Here is a 16,113-nt window from a genome sequence, read left to right as displayed (position 1 = left end):
CAATACGTGACTATCATAATGTATTATTTACTGCCCAGTTTATGGCTATGCGGCGTGCTGTACTATGCAACCAGCACACGGCAGCGATGGCTATCCCGTCCCTTATCTGGACGCCTATTGTTACACCTATTTGCACTGATCTTATGCCTGCTTGCAGTGTGGGGCTTTGTGCAAATAGGTATGACAATCGGTGCCGCACTTACTTATACCCTACTACTAAGTATGTTTGCCCTCGCGGCACCGGTTTTTTTAATTCACCACTTTAATCACGCAGTTTGGCCAAGTGTGATTATGTTTGTGCTGATTGCCACTGCTTTGCATTTTGTTTTTGGAGGCCTTTATGTGGCATAAAACGTTTGCAGGCTTCATCTGCGGTTTAATCACCATCACGTTGCTTCCTAGTAGTTTAATCCATTTTTATAGTGACTTAAGCGCCATCTCCGCTGCTTTTCTCATGACTGTTGGTCTAACCGGTTGGGCATGCATCATGACATATTGCTATGGCGCAAGCAGTGCCAAAGCAGCTTGGCTTCGCGGCCTATATTGCGCTGCGCCCGCAGTGTTAATTTATCTGATAGCCTTTTTCACTTAATGGTTTCTCCATGTTTTCTAAAGATACTTTAAAAAATCTTACTCATGCGCACACTTGGCTTGGCTTAATCATTTCAGGCGCACTCATGATTATTTTTGTCTGTGGTAGCCTCTCTTTTTATCGCGCTGAGATTCATCAATGGGACCGATTTCATAACTTTCATAAAGCCTTGCCCACAGAGCAAATCCCTGTCAGTCACATCATTGATAAGTTGCAAGGGCTTGGCTATGACATTCGCTTCAATGACCGAGTCAGTATTGATTTACCCAGCGAAAATAAACCGTTTTACACGGTGTTTTTTCTCGCTACACAAGACGGTAAACGACAATACTTAAACTACAGTTTTGCCGCCGATGATGGACGTTTACTCGATCTCGATCGCAATCAGTTTTTTCTTGCCGACATGCTGTATCGCATGCACTACCACCTGTATATTCCAAACATTGGATTTGAACTGGTCGGGGTAATCACTTTAATCTTTTTTGTGGTGCTGCTGACAGGGCTGCTCATCCACTTAAAAAAAATTATCAGTCATTACTATCAATATCGGACTGACAAAGCCAAAGATAAATACCTTGATGGCCATATCTTGATTGGGGTGACCGCATTTCCCTATACCTTTATGTATGCACTGACTGGCGTCTATTTCAATCTCGCTTTACTATTTCAAGCCAGCTTTGGGTTTGCAGCATTTAATGGCGACTTTAGTGAACTGGATAAAGCGCTTGGTAAACCGGATGCAGTGCAACAGACAGCCAGTGGCCTAACCCTGCCAACGCAACAATACGATGCCTTGTTATCACACATTAAAACGCGCTACCCAGCGCATCAGCTCACCTATCTATTTTCATATGGTATGGCAGATAAAGCCGCTCATGTTGAAGTGATTTTGCGCCAAGGCGGTTCATTGCATGAATATCATCGACTGCGCTTTGCATTAGATGACTTTACGCAACTGAGCGGCGACATCACCAAGCGTAATCCGGCGCAGGCAAGCGCGGCAACGATTGAAGCGCTACATTACGGGACGTTTGGCGGAGATCTCATGCGTTTTTTAATGTTTTTAATGGGTCTTGCGTGCTGTTATTTGATTTTAACCGGTAACCTGATCTGGTTAGAAAAGCGGGTAAAAAAGCGTCAGCAAAGCAAAATAGGTTTGCGCTTTGTCAGTGCAATGACCCTAGCCCTTTCAAGCGGCGTACTCATCTCAGTCGCCATGTGCTTTGTCATAACACGCTTTTTGTCTGAGTATTTTGCGATGCAAACTATACTAGTGCCTGTGTTTCATCTCAGTTGGTTTTTTGCCATGCTCCATGCTTTTATTATGAACGCGCCAAGAAAAGTTATGGTCCAGCAGTTAATGGTGGCCGCTTTACTCTTTTTATTGGCGCCCGCCTATGATTTATTCAACGGCATGCTAGCCATACAGCCACTATTGCTGGCCGATAAAGCGATATGGTGGGTCAATGGCGCGCTTATTACCATGGCAATACTGTGCTTATTAATAGCAAGGCGCTACCACAAAGGCACCACCGAGTAACATCTTAATGCCTAGCTCGCCGTCAATGTAGCATGTTGCTCGGCGGGCTAATTATTGATTAGTATTAAACAATTCAATACCATAAGCATGATTTAAACCAAATAACTGTGATTGGATGATGCGATTTGTTGTTTTGCTAATATTGGTTGCGGCCCTGCACATGCTAGTACTGGGGTTTTTGACTGATGATAAAAAAGAAGCAACCTCTATGGCGCCTAATCACCTTACAATGACGCTGGCAGAATTACCACCTCCCGCTGCAAATACACCGCAACAAAGTGACTTTGCACACACAAACACGCAACAGCTCGCCACACAGAATGAAAATGCGAAACCCAAACCAATAGTAAGCACTCACAATCAAAAGTTACCAAAACAAAATGGTGTCAGTGCAAGGTCTGCACCTGCACAGCAGAAGCAGCTTGCTAGGCCAATTAACACGCCGCAGCCAGTCTACCCAGAAGATGCAAAAGCCGCAGGCCAACAAGGAGTCGTCACCGTCAAGTTTTTGGTCAATGCCCAAGGTGGTGTAGAGTCTCCACGTATTGTTAAAAGCAGTGGTTTTAATACCCTAGATATGGCCGCGAAAAGTGCCATTTTAGACTGGTCTTTTTATCCCACATTACTTAATAACGAGACGATTTCACACTGGTACCAGCAACGTATTATTTTTGAAATTGAAAAAATCCACATACATGCCAATAAAACCATCGAGCCCGCCTCATAATGACAAATATATTTATATATCTCAGCCAGTTTGACCCAATCATTCTTGCCATTTTTTTACTGCTTTTAGCCATGTCATGTTTGACTTGGAGCCGAGCACTTCATTTGTGTTGGTCTTTGCTATATATCAAGCGCCAGCAAAGTCACGCAAAACAACTTTGGCATCAGCAAGAAACATTAGTCGCTTTTCGACAAGCCCATGCATCGCCAAGCCCTAAACTTTTCAAACGCTTTGGTCTGTATTACCACATTGCAAAAGTTGGCAACTTGGCAAAGCAGCAATATCTAGACGCCCCCAGTGAACAACTTTCATTGTCTGACTTTCTCGCCAGTCAATTAACGCTATACAGTAAGCGCGCCTTACCTAAACATGGCATGAATTTACTTGCTACCACCGCCGCCTGCGCGCCCTTTATCGGTTTATTAGGCACAGTTTGGGGCATTCACTTATCTCTGAACGTCATTGGCGAGCAAAAAACGGCAACACTGACAGCCCTCGCTCCAGCCATTGCTGAGGCACTGATCATCACAGGGGTGGGTATCGCTGTTGCCATTCCAGCGGTGCTGTTTTATAACTTTTTTGCCAAGCAATATGAACAGCTACAAACTGACCTCAATTATTTTGCCCAGCAGTGGCATAACTACCTATTAACTGGCCACTCGCCTGCACATTTGTCAGGGTCTTAATATGGATTTTAATCAGCAAGATGCACAGACACCCAACATTAAAGAGCCCAATATGCTGCCTTTGATTGATGTCATGCTGGTATTATTGGTGATTGTTTTGATCACTTCCCCTTTGCTAACCAAAACCCTTAATGTTGATGTCAGCAATGGACAAGCTCAAGTCGTGCAATCTGCACAGCTCACTCTATCAATTAACGACAATGGCACATGGCTATTAAACGGCCAAGCGCTTAACCAAACTCAAGTCAGACATTATTTAACTGAACAAGCGGAGCAAGCCGATTTAAGTGTGCATTTAAATGTGGGCAGTAAAACCCAATATCAGGACGTGCATAGTTTAATGTCGCTGTTAAACGAGTTAAATATCGATAAAGTCAGTTTTGCAAAGCAAGATGAGCAAAAAAAATAGGCAGGCAGCAACCACACTGCTTGCCTATTGGCTTCTCAAGAAAACTGTAAACCTGCTCTAAATCACATCTCGATGTCACACATCGGTATGCATCCACTCTACCCCAGAGCCAAACCAAAAAGATATTACGGCCTATTACTGCCAAAACACATCTTCGATAAATACGTTATGCCAAGCGCAGCTAATCAACATTGTTTTCACTTCAGAAATCTCAATGCCTGTTTAAAAGCGCACTATAATTTTAACTATCACAGACGTTAAACCCTACCGTCCGCTTTGATAAACCTGTCGTCCTAAGGAGTAGACATGACAAGATTACCCGACCCCAATCACTATGAGTCTGCTCTACCCAAACTCAACTCCATGTGTATTGTTGGACATACCACAGACTCCACAGCCAAAATTTGGCTACGCACCTTCACGCCTGGGCAATGGTGTATCGTCCTAGTTGAAGCAGCCCACATAGACACGCTCAAAACCCACCTCAACGAATTTAGCTCTCATCCTGATGATGTCTGCTTCAATGTTGCAGGTATCATAAAGTGCCCAGTTGATACAGCAGAAAAATATGATAATTGTGCCTATGTCACGCTAGAAAACTTAAGTCCAGATACTTGTTATCATTACTTTTTATTTGCCTATGGTGATACCCATCAGGCACTACCGAGAAAAATTGAAAAAGGCTACCTTATTGAGCACTCCTTCTGCACAGATCAGCCAGGGGCCAATTGGCGTGACTTTAGTTTTGGGTTTTACAGCTGTCACGACCCCTTTGGACAGAAATCAATTACCGATGGTTTATGGCCAGATCTATGCGAAGCACTCACAGAAAGAAACACCCGCTTTGTGATAGGCGGCGGCGATCAAGTCTACTGTGATACCCATGGCAAACGGACCAAATCAAAGCGCAAACAATCTCAACCTGACATTGAAGATTTATGGGATTGGCTCAGTCGTCACAAAAACGCATTGTATGACGCTTACACAGAGCAAGGCGTACTCAACAAAGAAGGGGTCATAAATTACTTAGCCAAGCTTTATCGCATCTATTACCGTATTTATTGGAACTTCGGCTCGCAGCAGTCGGTATATCGCGCTTACCCTCAATACATGATGTGGGACGACCACGAAATCATGGACGGCTGGGGATCGCTCACCAAAGCGCAGCGAATAGACAAACTCAGTCACTTCTGGCAAGACGATGACGACCATATCAACGCGACCATTGCACGATTGGCCTACCAAGCCGCTAAGAGAGCTTATTTGGATTATCAGCATTTGCATAACCCAGATACAAATGTGTCGACCAGACACTATGATATCGAAGATAACCAGCAGCAATGGGACTACGGCTTTATAAAAGGCCCTATCGGTGTTTATGTACTTGATACTCGCTCGCACCATGATGTGGAAAACCAAGCAGATGGCGCGCGTTTATTAGGCCCTGAGCAAATGATACGCTTTGCACAGTGGCTTAGCGACACGGCAACCAGCGGTGTGAAAGCCATCTTTATTGTCACCGCCGTCCCCGTCGTGCATTGGAATGACGCCGTAATGAATAACATGGATCTACTGTTAAAGATTTTTGGCGCCATGGACGATGCCATTGATGAATGGGGCAATGACACCAATATCAAAGAACGAAATATCATGTTAGATCATGTGTTTGAGCTATCCCATGCCAATCAAGTCCCCATCACCTTTTTAAGCGGTGATGTGCACTGCGCATCTGCCTTCAAGATCTCATCTTCGACCTTCCCCAACGCCAAGGTGATGAACATCACCTCCAGTGCCATCTCTCGCAAACCGCCACCGAAAATGGCTGCTGTTGCCATCGATAGCAGCAAAAAGATGTATCGCTCAACCCATATCGAGATAGAAAACATATTTGAAATGGCAGGTAAAAATAACTTTTTAGTGGTCGATATCTCTGAGCAAAGCAATGGCTTGTCGATTATCGCCAACGTCTATCATGGCAAACCCAATGATGATGAGTTGCTGAGGGAAGAGATAAAGATTATGTAATGGTGGCTTTTCTGCATGTGTTGCTGAGCAATCGCATTGTCGAAAGTGCCTGTATTAAACTGCACTCTCATAACCTATACGAAGCTCAAGTAGCCAGATAATACCATGTGCAATAAGGGCTACTTTGAGCAAAAAAACTCAGTAGAACGAAGGCTATTTTAGCGTATAGTTTTGTATGAACAGAACTCTAATAAATCGAAGCAGTTACAGTACGATGCTGTTGTAACTGCCTTATTTGAACTTAAAGCAGCGTGTTTATTGGCCAAGTTTCTACAACGCCATCATTTGTTTCACTGATGACAACTTGCTTAGACTCATTCACCGCGATGCTTAATACCGAAGCTCGATTGCGGCCATCGACTTTATTCGCCATAAACTTTGCAATTAAATCCCCATCTGCAACACGCCAGATCTGCACTTTTTGGTTTGGAGAAGCGGTGAGTAACCACTGATCATTGTTAATAAATGCCGATTGATTAAATTCTATGAAGTTGCCAAATGTAGATAAGGACGAGCTTAACTCTTGTGCTTTTAAATCAATAAATTGACGAGCATCTACAGAGTCCAGTACAAATGCTTTAGTCGCGTCTGCGTTAAGAGAAACATGGTTGACTCTGGTAGAGAATTTATAAGACTGTAATTCTTTACCTGTTTGAACATCCCACAGTTTGGCGAATTTGTCACTGGAGCCTGTCATCGCGGTGCGCCCATCAGCAGAAAGCGCCACGGTGTTTACATCTAAGTCGTGTAACTTGTATAACGCTCGGCTATTGCGTCTGATATTGATTACTTCCGTTTTGCCGCTTCTATACCCTAACAGTAAAGTTTCACCGTCATTAGATATCGCAATATCTCTAATAATATTTTCACCACTTGACCATGCGCCCAACGGCTTGCCAGATTTTGTAGAAAATAGGCTGACAGACAGCCTGTTGGATATATAAAACACGCTGGCGTTTTCAGCTATTCCTGACAACTCAATATTGCCCTCAGCGATGCAGGGAAATACTTTTTTGTCTGAGAGGTTACTCCATAGGCAAACTTCATTTTGCCTTGCAATAATAGACAAAGCACCGTCATCAGAGAGATCAGATGACTGCACTAACCCTGAGCCATGTTGCTTTTGAGAGCTTGCTGGCGCTTCAAAGTGAGAGCCCCAAAAACAGCCCGTTAATAGTAACGAGAAGGCCATAGTGGATATTTTTTTCATTTTTATATTCCTTTCAATATTAGGCGCTAAGGCCAATAATCTTGTTTCCGAATAAACGTTCACAACAGCCGATATTACTCTTGGCATAATTCAACAAATTATCTGATGGGACAATTTGCTTTAAATCGTCGTCGAAGTCCACGCCCATAAAGTGGTCAAATCAAGACTCCAAATTAGAAACAAATGGAGTCAGCCCCCGCATTTTGCATGGTGATATTACATTTTTCAACGGCAGATATTTTCTCATTTCTGTTGTTCAGAAATCAAAAGGGTCAGAGTCATTGTTCAAACTGACAGCTCTGTAACATGGTTTCTGACTTTCGTCAGAATGACGAGGGTCAGATTATGGCTGAATTTATAACACCAAGTAAAAGAAGTCCGATTCTTTGATATGAAGGCTTCAGGCAACGCCACTTCCCCTGATATGGCGTCTGAAAATAAGCAGTTGATGGGTCATGTACTGGCATTGATTCGGGCCAAACCATGCTGATACATAAATGTGCTAATCAGTACTTTTTAATATGTGTGTGAACTGCTCATTTTACTTTGCGCAAAAGTCATTGTTCAAACTGACAGCGCGATAAAATGGTTTCTGACTTTCGTCAGAATGACGAGGGGTAGAGTGCACATAAACCTAGCGCCTCAGCCAAATGGCACCTGTCCTTAGTCAGAATAACGAGGGCAGGCTCTTTGATATAAAGGCTTCAGGCAACACCACTTCCCTTTCTATGACGCCTGAAAATAAGCAATTGATGAGTCGTGTACTGGCATTGATGCGGGCCACAGCATGCAGGTACACGAATGTTCTAATCAGGACTTGTTAATATGTGTGTGAACTGCTCATTTTGCATTGCGCAAAACTAACCTTGCTTCGCAACGTATATTTTGCACCTATGTGCAGATACAATAAAGGGGTGAAGCAATCACCCCAAGGTTGCAAACTTTATTGTTCCAAAACAAAAACTAGCACACCTGCCCGCACGCCCAGCCGCTAGACCATGCGTATTGGAAATTATAGCCGCCTAGCCAGCCGGTGACTTCGGTGACTTCACCGATAAAGTACAGGCCTTTGGCTTTTTTCGCTTCAAAAGTTTTAGAGCTCAGCTCGTCACTGTCAACCCCCCCTAAAGTCACCTCTGCGGTGCGGTAACCTTCTGTACCATTGGGTTTTATTTGCCAAGCAGTTAATGTGGCAGCGATGGTATCAATCTCGCCATGGGTTAGTTGATTAGCGGGTTTATCAGGTACGCTGTTGTCGTTAATTAATGCATCAACAAAGCGCTTTGGTAGCAGTTGACCAAGCAGGTTTTTAACTGACTTTTGGCCTTGGTTTTGACGCCAGTCGTGCAGCAGATCAGCAACGTTTGAATCAGGTAATAAGTTAATACTGACCGCCTGACCCGCTCGCCAAAAAGAAGATATTTGTAAAATGGCCGGGCCCGATAAGCCGCGGTGAGTAAAGAGAATATTTTCTCTAAATTGGGTGCCATCATCACTGGTCACTAAGCTATCGACACTGATCCCTGACAAGCCTTCAAAACGCGCTTTATCATGGTCGTGCAAGGTAAAAGGTACTAGCGCAGCGGTTGTTGGCAATAACTTTAAACCAAACTGCTCTGCAATTTTGTAACCGATTGGTGTTGCCCCCAGCTTTGGCATGGTTAGACCGCCAGACGCGACCACCAAAGAAGTACAACTAAATGTCTGCTCTGATGTGGTGACTATATATAAGCCCTGTTCGTCACGTTCCACATTGAGTACTTCATTGCGTAAAAAGATTTCAACGCCGGCCCACTCGCATTCCGTCATCAAAATATCAACAATGTCTTGCGCACTGTTATCACAGAATAGTTGCCCAAGTGTTTTGTGGTGATAATTTAAGCCATGACGGTCCACCAGCTCTATGAAATCATGCTGGCTATAACGGCTTAAACTGGATTTTACAAAGTGAGGATTAGCACACAGATAGTTTTCTGGGCTGGCATTTTCATTGGTAAAATTGCAACGGCCACCACCACTAATGAGAATTTTTCTTCCCACTTTTTTACCCATATCAACAATAGCGACCTTTCTGCCTCTGTAACCAGATTGTGCCGCACACATTAATCCGGCAGCACCTGCGCCGATAATCACCACGTCAAATTGCAACATTGTATACTCTGAAACGAAAAACTTATGCCGTAATTATAACTTTTTTTAAGCTTAAGTGGGAGTTTATAGTTCAAAACACAACCAAAAAAGCATATTTCTATCACTTTTTAGAATATGAGATAAATCATTTACAATCTTTTACAAAGTCAAATAGTTTATTCTTTGAGCAAGAATATTTTGATAAACTTTAATAAAAACATAATGATAATGAAATAATAAAGACTTTTATCCATCCCCTTATAACCAAATGAATAGTGTAAATAACAAAACAATACTTTCACACCAATCACAACAAGTTTACGTTTGTTAACCACTTGGCGCAGAGAGGTTGCCAAGAAAAACAACAAGTAAAACAAGGGTAAAAAAATGACAACAGGAAATTTTAAATTCGCAGCAATATCAATGGCTGTTACAGGATTACTTTCAGCTAACGCAGCAATGGCAATGCCACAAAATGTTAACGTACAAGCTGAAGCATTTGCTCAAGCAGTACCAAGCCAAGCACAACTTGCTCAAAAACTAGAATCACAAAGCGGTTTTGGTACTCAGTTCATCATCAAATATAAAAATAACAACAATGACATCATGTCACTTGCAAGTGCAGATATGTCTCCAACGATGATGAATACACGTGCTCGCAGTTTCGTAAAAGGCTTCAACAGCAAACGTGCAGCAGCTAAAGCGCAGTACGTTCGTCCGATGGCGCTTTCAAACCACCACGTAATGCGTGCTGATAAAAAGCTTAGCGCTGCAGAAACACAAAGATTCATGCAGGACATGCTGGCATCAGGCAACGTTGAGCACATTGAAGTTGACCAAATGCTACAACCATTTGCGACACCAAATGATCCTAGCTACAGCTCACAGTGGCACTACTTTGAAGCGGCGGGCGGTATTAACGCACCTGCAGCATGGGACAAAGCAACAGGTAGTGGTGTAGTAGTCGCTGTGCTAGATACAGGTTACCGTCCGCACGCTGACTTAAACCCAAATATCCTGCAAGGTTATGACATGATCTCTAACCTTTCGGTCGCGAACGATGGCGGTGGCCGCGATAGCGATGCACGTGACCCGGGTGATGCAGTCACAGCAAACGAATGTGGTTACACTCACAGCGCACGTAGCTCAAGCTGGCACGGTACTCACGTAGCAGGTACTGTTGCTGCAGTAACGAATAACGGTGAAGGTGTTGCCGGTGTTGCTTATGACTCTAAAGTTGTACCTGTACGTGTACTTGGTAAATGTGGTGGTTTAACGTCTGATATCGCAGATGGCATCATCTGGGCATCGGGTGGTTCAGTATCAGGTGTACCAGCAAACGCAAACCCAGCAGATGTTATCAACATGAGTTTAGGTGGCAGCGGTGCATGTAGCTCAACAACACAAAATGCGATTAACCAAGCACGTGCGAACGGCACTGTGGTTGTTATCGCGGCAGGTAACGACAACGACAACGCAAACAACTACAACCCAGGTAACTGTTCTGGCGTAGTTAACGTTGCATCTGTTGGTCGTAACGGTGGTCGTGCATACTACTCGAACTACGGTACTTCAATTGATGTTGCCGCACCGGGTGGCGCACAGAGCTTTGCTAATGACCCTGAAGGTATCCTTTCTACTTACAACTCAGGTAGCAACACACCTGTGAGCGATAGCTATAGCTACTCTCAAGGTACATCAATGGCAGCACCGCATGTTGCAGGTATCGCGGCACTTATCAAACAAGCAAAACCAACAGCGACACCAGACGAAATCGAATCCATCCTAAAAAATACGACGCGTAGCTTCCCAGCAACATGTACTAATTGTGGTACTGGTATTGTTGATGCGAGCGCGGCAGTTGATATGGCACTTGGCAACGACAACACAAACCCTGGTGACAACGTATTAGTTGACGGTGAAGCGAAAACGGGCCTAAGTGGTGCAAAAGATGCTGAAGCTTTCTTTACCTTCGAAACACCAGCTGGCGCAAGCAAAGTGACTTTCACAATGAGCGGTGGTACAGGTGATGCTGACCTTTATGTCAGAGCGGGTGCAAAGCCAACCACAGCAACTTATGACTGCCGTCCGTATGAAGGTGGTAACAACGAAGTGTGTACTATCGATAACGCATCTGGCACATATCACGTGATGATGCGCGGTTATTCGGCTTATAGCGGTGTGAGCCTTGTTGCGAATGCAGAAAGCACAGGTACACAACCAGGTGGTATTACTGAGACTAACCTATCTGCATCAACAGGTAACTGGAGCCGTCACCAAGTCACTGTTCCAGCTGGCATGTCGAGCCTAACGGTTAAAATCTCTGGTGGTTCAGGTGATGCTGACCTTTATGTAAACCCAGGTAGTGCACCTTCGACGTCTACTTACCAGTGTCGTCCATATGAAGGTGGTAACGCTGAGACCTGTACCATCACCAACCCAGCTGCTGGCGTTTGGCATATTGGTCTGCGCGCATACCGTACTTTCTCTGGTGTAACACTAGACGCACAGTACAAATAATCCCTAGTTCTTAATGTAACAACACAAAGCCGGAGTGATTCCGGCTTTTTTAAATCCCGCGTCAACGACATTAAGACAATAAAAAAGCCAAACATACGTTTGGCTTTTTGCTTACTCTCACGTTAATCAAGACACATTACGACAGCCCTAAGCTGGCTCTGATCTGTGCCATCTGCTGCTCCAAACGATGTTGGATCTCGCTGATCTGTTGGTTTGACCCATTCACCTGCGCTTTCATTGTGGCCATAGAACTACTAAAACTGTCTACCAATTCAGTTTGTTGATTACTCAGTGCCATCGCATCAGCGGCGACTTGGCTGGCACCTTGTGCACGCTCCGCAACGCCTTCTGAGTTACGCTTTAACTCTTGCGCATGTTCAGTTTGCTGCTGCGCCTCTTGCGCCAGTGCACTGATTTGATTCGACACCTTGCTAGAATTATCACTTAAAATATTAAGCTGCGCATTGATGTCTGTGAGCGAGTCCTGCGTTTGACGGGCCAGCTTTCTCACTTCATCTGCCACCACCGCAAACCCTCGGCCGTGCTCACCGGCACGTGCAGACTCAATGGCCGCATTCAGTGCCAATAAGTTAGTTTGCTCAGCAATGGTGTGGATCATCTCTATCACCTTGCCGACATCTTCAACCCCAACGAGCAATTCATTGAGACTCACCAGTCCTTGATCCACACGGCTTTGAGTACTTGAGCTGGCCTTGAGCATAGACTCTGCAAAGCCGACACTTTGCGTCATCGCATTAAATGTATCACTGGCGTTATCAGCCACTTGCTGATTGATATTACTGGCTTCAAAGCCGATTGATTTGATCTCATCCAACTGATGCTGGTTATGCGCTACCTGCTCAGAGGTGTGCTCTGACTGCTGACTAATACTGGCGAGGTTTTGATTCATATCCTGCATAAAGTCGTTGATCACTTGCAGCATTTGCTCACGTTCTTGGGCTTCAATGCGCTGCCTTTCAATCAGTTGATTAAAGTACTGCGCGATTTCACCGACTTCAGTATTGGCACGCTTACATTGAATCTGTTTCAGTTCATTGCTTTCAATTAAAAAAGCAAAGCCATCTCGTAAGTTGCGCAGCGGCGTAAGCACTTGACTAAATTGCACCCAGTACACGCCGACAGCCAACAATACAAGTAAGCCAATGGCAGCACCAAAAATAGTAAATACCTGAGATTTAAGTTCTGTTTGACGGCGCTTTAATTGCTCGCCTGCATCTAACATCAGTGCCGATAGTTGCTTAATATCATCACGTAATGCCGTGATCCCCTGCTGTCGCTGCTGTGCCTGACGTAATGTATTTTCTAAGTCACGGCTAAAACGATTTGGCCAGCTGTTTAATTCAGATTTAATTTCTTGCGCTAAGTCTTCAGGCTCTTCACCTAAAAAGAGTTCATCCTCATCTACCTCTGTCATCACACCCAAATCATCTAGTCGATCGATTTGCGACGCTAAAGTTTGTAGTCGGCTCAGCGATGTGTGTAGGCTTTGCTGTGTTGCTTGGTCGTAGTGCAGGACTAACTGGTAGGTATATATACTTAAATTCGTGGTTTCAAAATAATAATCAGAGGCTAAGGAGTAATACTCCTCACTCAGTGCATGACCTTGCGCCTGCGCAACATAGTTCATTAATGACGACGCAGAACCCGCCATTTGACGCAATGCATTGTCGAGCAGCGCTAATTCATTCCCTGATAATTTACCAAGCGCTCGATACTTACCCTGAATATCACTATTAATGACATCAAGCTGCTTTTCCATATCCGTCATAACATCACTGGACATGGTTGCTAAGTGCTGGTTTTTAATGGTATTGATCTGCTCACTGGCCTGATTTAAGTACTGACTATCACCTGAGCTCAAGTAATCTTCCACCGTACCAGCCAAATCAATCAAAACCGTATTTTTAAGCTGTGTATATGCGCTATCTTGCTGATCTAATTTACTAAAGACTTGGCTTGCCCACAATAAAGTCGCCGCAAGAATAAGACTGGCAATGGCTAACAACACCGCCAGCAGCCGGGTAAAAGATGAAACACGCATATGTACTACAATCCCAAAAAGTGAATTTCGGGCTCAGAGTATTAACCTTTTATGACATTTTGATGTAAGTTGTTCACCAAACAACCAATCTCACAGAAAAGCATACTTTTTTAGTATTCTTTTTGTGTACAAATTCTCGACAACATATAGGCTAACGTGCTGGTGCTTATTTCATCGCCGCATTCACATAGACATCAAAACGATTCTTTTTGGTGGTAATTTGCATGCTCGGTGTCTGTGTGTTTAAAAACGGTGCGTAGTCCGGACGTTTAACCACAACCCGTTTGGTAGCCAGTTGAGTCGCAAAAGGCAGTAAGGCATCAGCGTCGTTATCCGCGCCGACCAAGGATTGAAATACACGCATTTCTTTTTTGACCTGCGCGGACTTTTCTCGGTGTGGAAACATAGGGTCGAGATACACGACATCTGGACGACTCGACTCATCTTGCATTGCTTGCTCTAGCAGCGCATGGCTTGAGCCAAAAGCGATATGCATATTCTCTTGCATCCAGCTACCGATTTCTGCGTCTTGGTATGCGCGCTGTAAACCATCATATAAAAGCGCTGCGACCACAGGGTGTCTTTCATGCATCAATACTTTACACCCCAATGATGCCAATACAAATGCATCGCGACCAAGACCTGCGGTTGCATCGAGCACCACAGGTGTGACCCCTTTATTCAGCCCAACCGCTTTAGCAATAGCTTGACCTTTGCCGCCACCAAACTTGCGCCGATGGGCGCTGGCCCCCGTGACAAAATCGACACGAATAGCCCCAAGCTTTGGCTCATCTTTTTTGAATAGCGCCAACCCCGCTTCGTCATAAACCAAACGAAACTCCTCATCAAGTGCTTGGTGTTTATCTAGCTCAAAGCGTTTTGTTAACTCATCTAAATAAGAACGGTTTTCTTCAAATGGCGTGTGAATATACAACTGCAGGCTCCTGTCGGTTAAGCCTGCAGATTATATCGTTTAATTGATAAAAAAAGAATGCAATAAAAAGGCTGCGGTATCATCTGTTAAAACAATTCTATGTCGGTTTGCGCTGGTACCTCATCTTCACCCCAAGGCTTGGCCATTTGATTGAGACTTTGAATAAGCTCTTGGCGTACTTGTGTGATCTCGCCCAGCTTATATCGAATGATAGAAAACTCATCATTCACAAATAAAAAATGCTCACTCAATCTCGCCAGTGACACTCTGTGCTCTTCTGCCAAGGTGGATGTGACGGTTTCATCTTTTACAAACTGCTCAAACTCTGTCACCTTAGTGCCATACACTTCACCAATGCCGCCAAGTTGCTCACTCAACTGCGCAAATGCTAAACCAATTTCCTCAACTTTGTTTAAGGCCACCTCGCTCACTTCCATGTCTTTTATTTTGGCATTGGTGGCTTCTAAAATATGCGGTAGCAAATCTTTAAAACGACCATAAAGCGCAGGGTCATCCGTTGGCATATTTTTAATAAGGAGGGATACTTTGGGATAATTAATGATGGTGCGTCGCCCAAAATCGACAAATCGACTGCCTTCTTTATTGGTTTCCAGTAATTCTTGCTCTATCGGCTGTATTGCCCCCTCTTGAGAGAAAAACACCGCTTGATTGTGATACCAAAAAGCCAATGCGACTTCTAAATTAAGTGGGGTAAAAAATTCTAAAAAGTACTCAGATAATGTCGTCAGATCATGAGCATGATAAGACTGACCGACATAGCGCATGATACGACCCATATCGCCCGAGTCTGTCATGGCAATTTCAGCCGTGATTTGTGCTCGTTGCATGTCTTGCTTAAGTGCCACTGACTGACGGCGGTAATCATCTAATACTTTGATCCGCGCCAATAATTCAGACCCTTCAAACGGTTTTACAATGTAGTCAGCCGCCCCTGCATTATACCCTCTCATACGCTCGCTGATATCCGATTTAGAAGATAAGAACATCACGGGAATATCAGCGGTATGCTCACCGGTTTTTAAGCGCTCGCAGACTTCAAACCCAGACATGCCTGGCATCTCAACATCCAATAAAATAATATCTGGCTGATATTTTATTGCCAATCTTAAGCCTTGCTCGCCATTTTTAGCGTGGATCAATTTGCAATGTTGAGACAGTGACTGCTCTATAACATGGTGAATGAGCTTGTCATCGTCAATGGCAAGCACTAAATTTGTCATATGGCTTTCCCTACAAGATCAGGTCTTTACCATAGCA

13 protein-coding genes are annotated in these 16,113 nt (G+C 44.2%); 8 read left to right on the top strand and 5 right to left on the bottom strand.

What is annotated here, in order from left to right:
• Positions 1-6 precede the first annotated feature (6 nt).
• From N473_RS04230 to N473_RS04200, 7 genes are all read left to right on the top strand, one after another.
• Positions 7-351, top strand: coding sequence for a hypothetical protein (locus N473_RS04230; RefSeq protein ID WP_155735524.1), 345 nt, complete (start codon positions 7-9; stop codon positions 349-351).
• Positions 341-592, top strand: a complete 252-nt coding sequence (locus N473_RS04225; RefSeq protein WP_063366851.1) for a hypothetical protein — start codon at positions 341-343, stop codon at positions 590-592. Before N473_RS04230 ends, N473_RS04225 begins: the two co-directional genes overlap by 11 nt.
• A gap of 10 nt (positions 593-602) precedes the next feature.
• Positions 603-2,132 (top strand): PepSY-associated TM helix domain-containing protein, encoded by a 1,530-nt coding sequence (locus tag N473_RS04220; RefSeq protein WP_063366850.1) that lies wholly within the window; start codon positions 603-605, stop codon positions 2,130-2,132.
• 115 nt (positions 2,133-2,247) lie between these two features.
• Entirely contained in the window at positions 2,248-2,859 is a 612-nt protein-coding gene (locus N473_RS04215; protein ID WP_063366849.1) for an energy transducer TonB, read from the top strand.
• Entirely contained in the window at positions 2,859-3,545 is a 687-nt protein-coding gene (locus N473_RS04210; RefSeq protein ID WP_063366848.1) for a MotA/TolQ/ExbB proton channel family protein, read from the top strand. The genes N473_RS04215 and N473_RS04210 overlap by 1 nt, the downstream gene beginning before the upstream one ends.
• A gap of 1 nt (position 3,546) precedes the next feature.
• Complete coding sequence (locus N473_RS04205; protein ID WP_063366847.1) at positions 3,547-3,954, top strand: ExbD/TolR family protein; 408 nt, start codon at positions 3,547-3,549, stop codon at positions 3,952-3,954.
• 306 nt (positions 3,955-4,260) lie between these two features.
• The gene (locus N473_RS04200; protein WP_063366846.1) at positions 4,261-5,979 is read left to right on the top strand and encodes an alkaline phosphatase D family protein; all 1,719 of its coding nucleotides are present in this window, start codon (positions 4,261-4,263) and stop codon (positions 5,977-5,979) included.
• A 241-nt stretch (positions 5,980-6,220) separates the two neighbouring features.
• Here N473_RS04200 and N473_RS04195 read toward each other — a convergent pair whose 3' ends face one another.
• The gene (locus N473_RS04195) at positions 6,221-7,189 is read right to left on the bottom strand and encodes a WD40 repeat domain-containing protein (protein ID WP_063366845.1); all 969 of its coding nucleotides are present in this window, start codon (positions 7,187-7,189) and stop codon (positions 6,221-6,223) included.
• Between the two features lie 963 nt (positions 7,190-8,152).
• On the bottom strand, positions 8,153-9,340 hold the full coding sequence (locus tag N473_RS04190; protein ID WP_063366844.1) for an NAD(P)/FAD-dependent oxidoreductase: 1,188 nt from the start codon (positions 9,338-9,340) through the stop codon (positions 8,153-8,155).
• 366 nt (positions 9,341-9,706) lie between these two features.
• On the opposite strand from N473_RS04190, the gene N473_RS04185 reads away from it, so the two are divergent.
• Positions 9,707-11,839, top strand: a complete 2,133-nt coding sequence (locus N473_RS04185) for a S8 family peptidase (RefSeq protein WP_063366843.1) — start codon at positions 9,707-9,709, stop codon at positions 11,837-11,839.
• Between the two features lie 136 nt (positions 11,840-11,975).
• Here the strand turns inward: N473_RS04185 and N473_RS04180 are convergent, their stop codons facing one another.
• The 3 genes from N473_RS04180 to N473_RS04170 all read right to left on the bottom strand — a co-directional run bounded on the left by N473_RS04180 (position 11,976) and on the right by N473_RS04170 (position 16,076).
• Complete coding sequence (locus N473_RS04180) at positions 11,976-13,901, bottom strand: methyl-accepting chemotaxis protein (RefSeq protein ID WP_063366842.1); 1,926 nt, start codon at positions 13,899-13,901, stop codon at positions 11,976-11,978.
• Positions 13,902-14,067: 166 nt separating this feature from the next.
• Positions 14,068-14,835 (bottom strand): class I SAM-dependent methyltransferase, encoded by a 768-nt coding sequence (locus N473_RS04175; RefSeq protein WP_063366841.1) that lies wholly within the window; start codon positions 14,833-14,835, stop codon positions 14,068-14,070.
• An 86-nt stretch (positions 14,836-14,921) separates the two neighbouring features.
• Positions 14,922-16,076, bottom strand: a complete 1,155-nt coding sequence (locus N473_RS04170) for a response regulator (RefSeq protein WP_063366840.1) — start codon at positions 16,074-16,076, stop codon at positions 14,922-14,924.
• Positions 16,077-16,113 lie beyond the last annotated feature (37 nt).

It is taken from the genome of Pseudoalteromonas luteoviolacea CPMOR-1, from assembly GCF_001625685.1.
In the GTDB taxonomy this organism is placed as follows: Bacteria; Pseudomonadota; Gammaproteobacteria; order Enterobacterales; family Alteromonadaceae; genus Pseudoalteromonas; species Pseudoalteromonas luteoviolacea_K.
Note: the sequence above shows the minus strand (reverse complement) of the source record. Positions and strands in the feature narration are given on the sequence as shown.

Excerpts from the sequence above, each read along its gene's own strand:
- N473_RS04205 (WP_063366847.1), top strand. The coding sequence starts at position 3,547 with ATGGATTTTAATCAGCAAGATGCACAGACACCCAACATTAAAGAGCCC.
- N473_RS04190 (WP_063366844.1), bottom strand. The coding sequence starts at position 9,340 with ATGTTGCAATTTGACGTGGTGATTATCGGCGCAGGTGCTGCCGGATTA.
- N473_RS04180 (WP_063366842.1), bottom strand. The coding sequence starts at position 13,901 with ATGCGTGTTTCATCTTTTACCCGGCTGCTGGCGGTGTTGTTAGCCATT.
- N473_RS04220 (WP_063366850.1), top strand. The coding sequence starts at position 603 with ATGTTTTCTAAAGATACTTTAAAAAATCTTACTCATGCGCACACTTGG.
- N473_RS04185 (WP_063366843.1), top strand. The coding sequence starts at position 9,707 with ATGACAACAGGAAATTTTAAATTCGCAGCAATATCAATGGCTGTTACA.
- N473_RS04215 (WP_063366849.1), top strand. The coding sequence starts at position 2,248 with ATGATGCGATTTGTTGTTTTGCTAATATTGGTTGCGGCCCTGCACATG.
- N473_RS04170 (WP_063366840.1), bottom strand. The coding sequence starts at position 16,076 with ATGACAAATTTAGTGCTTGCCATTGACGATGACAAGCTCATTCACCAT.
- N473_RS04195 (WP_063366845.1), bottom strand. The coding sequence starts at position 7,189 with ATGAAAAAAATATCCACTATGGCCTTCTCGTTACTATTAACGGGCTGT.
- N473_RS04225 (WP_063366851.1), top strand. The coding sequence starts at position 341 with ATGTGGCATAAAACGTTTGCAGGCTTCATCTGCGGTTTAATCACCATC.
- N473_RS04200 (WP_063366846.1), top strand. The coding sequence starts at position 4,261 with ATGACAAGATTACCCGACCCCAATCACTATGAGTCTGCTCTACCCAAA.
- N473_RS04210 (WP_063366848.1), top strand. The coding sequence starts at position 2,859 with ATGACAAATATATTTATATATCTCAGCCAGTTTGACCCAATCATTCTT.